Raw genomic sequence first — 3,095 nt, 5'->3', positions numbered from 1 at the left:
TTATACGGCGGATATCTCGTTAGAGGCGATATAAAGCCTCTTTTTGAGCTGCCTGAAAAAACAGCCGCGCTAAAACCGGCCGATCTAAACGAAATTTGCAAAAAATACGCGAGAAAAGAAAAATCCACGACGATCATCCTAAGAAAGGAAAAAAGTGAATAAAAAAGCAATAACGGGCGCTATGACGGCGCTGATTACGCCTTTTAAAGACGGCAAGCTAGACGAAATCGGTTATGAAAAGTTAATCAAAAGACAAATCGCAAACGGCATCGACGCGGTCGTACCCGTAGGCACAACTGGCGAGAGCGCGACACTAACGCACGACGAGCATAGAATTTGCATAGAAATCGCCGTAAATACCTGCAAAAATACCGGTGTAAAAGTACTCGCAGGCGCGGGCAGCAACGCCACTCACGAGGCGGTAGGTCTTGCAAAATTCGCGCAAGATCACGGCGCAGACGGCATCCTCTCGGTAGCCCCATACTACAACAAACCGACTCAAGAAGGCCTATATCGCCACTACAAAGCAATCGCCTCAAGCGTAGAAATCCCGGTGCTACTCTATAACGTCCCGGGCCGCGTGGGCGTAGATATCCAGCCGTGCACGGTTTTTAGGTTGTTTAAAGAGTGCGAGAACGTCTACGGCGTAAAAGAAGCTACCGGCAGCATCGAGCGCTGCGTCGATCTGCTCGCGCACGAGCCAGACCTATCCGTCATCAGCGGCGAGGATGCGATAAACTACCCTATCCTCTCAAACGGCGGCAAGGGCGTGATCTCGGTCACGGCAAATTTACTCCCGGACGAAATCTCAAATTTAACCCACTTTGCGTTAAAAGGCGAATTTGCGCGCGCAAAAGCCATAAACGACGATCTTTATGCGGTAAATAAAATAATGTTTTGCGAGAGCAACCCGATCCCCGTCAAAGCCGCGATGTATATCGCCGGGCTCATATCAAGCCTCGAGTACCGCCTGCCGCTTTGCGAGCCGAGCGCTGAAAATCTCAAAAAAATCGAACAAACCATAAAACAATATAATATAAAAGGATTTTAATGAATTGCGAAAACGAATTTAAAGGCAAAACTCTTGTAATCAGCGGCGGAACGCGCGGCATCGGACGCGCCATCGTGGAGGAATTCGCCGCAAAGGGCGTAAATATCGCCTTTACTTATAACTCAAACGAAGAGCTAGCCAAAACCCAAGCCGCCGAGCTCGAGGCGACATACGGCATAAAAGCCAGAGCCTACGCGCTAAATATACTTGAGCCCGAGACCTACAAAGATCTATTTTTAGAGATCGACGCCGACTTTGACCGTATAGATTTTTTCGTCTCAAACGCCATCATCTCGGGTCGTCCGGTAGCAGGCGGATATACTAAATTTATGAAACTTCGCCCTCGCGGTATCAATAACATTTTCACCGCGACCGTAAACGCATTCGTTGTAGGCGCGCAAGAAGCCGCAAAACGCATGGAAAAAACGGGCGGCGGCAGCATCATCTCGCTATCATCGACGGGCAATCTCGTCTATATCGAAAACTACGCAGGCCACGGCACCGCGAAAGCCGCGGTAGAAGCCATGGCGCGCTATGCGGCCACCGAGCTTGGCGAAAAAAACATCCGCGTAAACGTCGTTAGCGGCGGCCCGATCGAGACGGACGCGCTTAGGGCTTTTACGAACTACGAGGAAGTTCGCGACAAAACAGCCGAGCTAAGCCCGCTAAATCGCATGGGGCAGCCCACGGATATCGCCGGCGCATGTTTGTTTCTGTGCAGCTCAAAAGCTAGCTGGGTCACGGGCCACACCTTCATCATCGACGGCGGTACTACGTTTAAATGAAAAAAGTAAATTTAGCCTGCGCTTCTTTGTCGGTTGCTCGCATTTCGGGCAAATTCGGCAGTATAAATTTAATGCGCTTGCAGGCTAAATTTGATGAAAATTTAAAATTTAAAAGCAAATTTTACGGCGCAGACGATTTCTTTAAATTTGATCTAAATTTGAAAGAGCCAAAAAGCTTTTTGCCGTTAAATTTAAATCCAAAATCGCTCAAATTTGACGAAGCGCCGAGCAAATTTAACCAAAGCGCAAATCCGCGACCGACAAAATCAAGCAAAATGCGAGTCGGCAAATTTGACGCCGACTTTAGCTCCGAGCCGTCAAATTTTAAACTCCGAAATCAAAAAGAAAGAACATATAAATGAGCCTAAATTTACCAAACGCCCTAGCCTTTCTGCGCGTATTTCTCGCACCTCTGATGTTTTGGCTGCTACTTAGCATAAATTCCTTTTCAGGCGTGCACGTTAGCTGGATGAACTACTTTGCCGCGCTCGTATTCGTGATCGCTAGCGTCACGGACTTTTTCGATGGATTTATCGCGCGCGCATGGAACCAAAAGACCAAGCTAGGAGCCGTGATCGACCCGCTTGCGGATAAAATGCTGACTCTGGGCGCGTTTTTAGGACTCATGATGATAGACCGCGCTAGCCCGTGGGCCGTGTATCTCATCCTCGTTCGCGAGTTTTTTATCACGGGATTTCGCGTCGTGATGGCGGGCGAAGGCGTAGAGGTCGCCGCATCGATGGCGGGCAAGGTAAAAACCGTCTGCCAGATGGTCGCGATCGGCTTTTTAACCATGCAGTGGCCTTTTGGCGAGTTTTTGCTCTGGCTTAGCGTCGCGCTGACACTGTATTCGGGCTTTGAGTACGTAAACGCCTATGTAAGGCACATTAAAAATCAAACCAAAAAGGCGTAAATTTGAGAACCGGAAACGCTATAATCTATCTAGCTAGCTTCGTCGTAGTCGCGGCGGGACTAAAGGCCACTAGCGTCGTCGTGCTACCGTTTTTGATGGCGGTTTTTATCGCTATCGTGGCGACGCCTGCGATAAATGCGCTCGAAAAGCTTAAATTTCCGCGCGTTTTAGCCTTCGCGCTCGTTACGGCGGTCGTGTTTTTGTCGCTGGGATTTATCGCAAACACCGTGATAAAAACGATAAACGGGCTAGTTAGCTACATGCCCGAGCTTCAGAGTAAATTTAAAGCCCTCGCCGATCATTACCACCAGATGTTAGCAAGCCGCGGCCTAATCGATCCCGAGAG

General features: G+C 49.1%; 5 protein-coding genes. All 5 read left to right on the top strand.

Annotation, left to right across the window (positions count from 1 at the left end; translation table 11 throughout):
• Nucleotides 1-154 precede the first annotated feature (154 nt).
• A complete protein-coding gene (gene dapA, locus RYL88_RS12515) occupies nt 155-1,051 on the top strand; it encodes a 4-hydroxy-tetrahydrodipicolinate synthase (RefSeq protein WP_314991743.1) in 897 nt (298 codons plus the stop codon).
• Nucleotides 1,051-1,836: an enoyl-ACP reductase gene (locus RYL88_RS12510; protein WP_314179440.1), complete on the top strand. Its 786-nt coding sequence runs from the start codon at nt 1,051-1,053 to the stop codon at nt 1,834-1,836. Before dapA ends, RYL88_RS12510 begins: the two co-directional genes overlap by 1 nt.
• Nucleotides 1,833-2,198 (top strand): hypothetical protein, encoded by a 366-nt coding sequence (locus tag RYL88_RS12505; RefSeq protein WP_314991741.1) that lies wholly within the window; start codon nt 1,833-1,835, stop codon nt 2,196-2,198. Before RYL88_RS12510 ends, RYL88_RS12505 begins: the two co-directional genes overlap by 4 nt.
• Nucleotides 2,195-2,749: a CDP-diacylglycerol--glycerol-3-phosphate 3-phosphatidyltransferase gene (gene pgsA, locus RYL88_RS12500; RefSeq protein WP_314991739.1), complete on the top strand. Its 555-nt coding sequence runs from the start codon at nt 2,195-2,197 to the stop codon at nt 2,747-2,749. Before RYL88_RS12505 ends, pgsA begins: the two co-directional genes overlap by 4 nt.
• A 2-nt stretch (nt 2,750-2,751) precedes the next feature.
• The coding region (locus RYL88_RS12495; protein WP_314991737.1) for an AI-2E family transporter at nt 2,752-3,095 on the top strand (344 nt) is incomplete at its 3' end.

This window comes from uncultured Campylobacter sp. (genome assembly GCF_963517995.1).
Taxonomy (GTDB): Bacteria; Campylobacterota; Campylobacteria; order Campylobacterales; family Campylobacteraceae; genus Campylobacter_A.
This window is presented reverse-complemented; position numbering and strand designations above follow the sequence as displayed.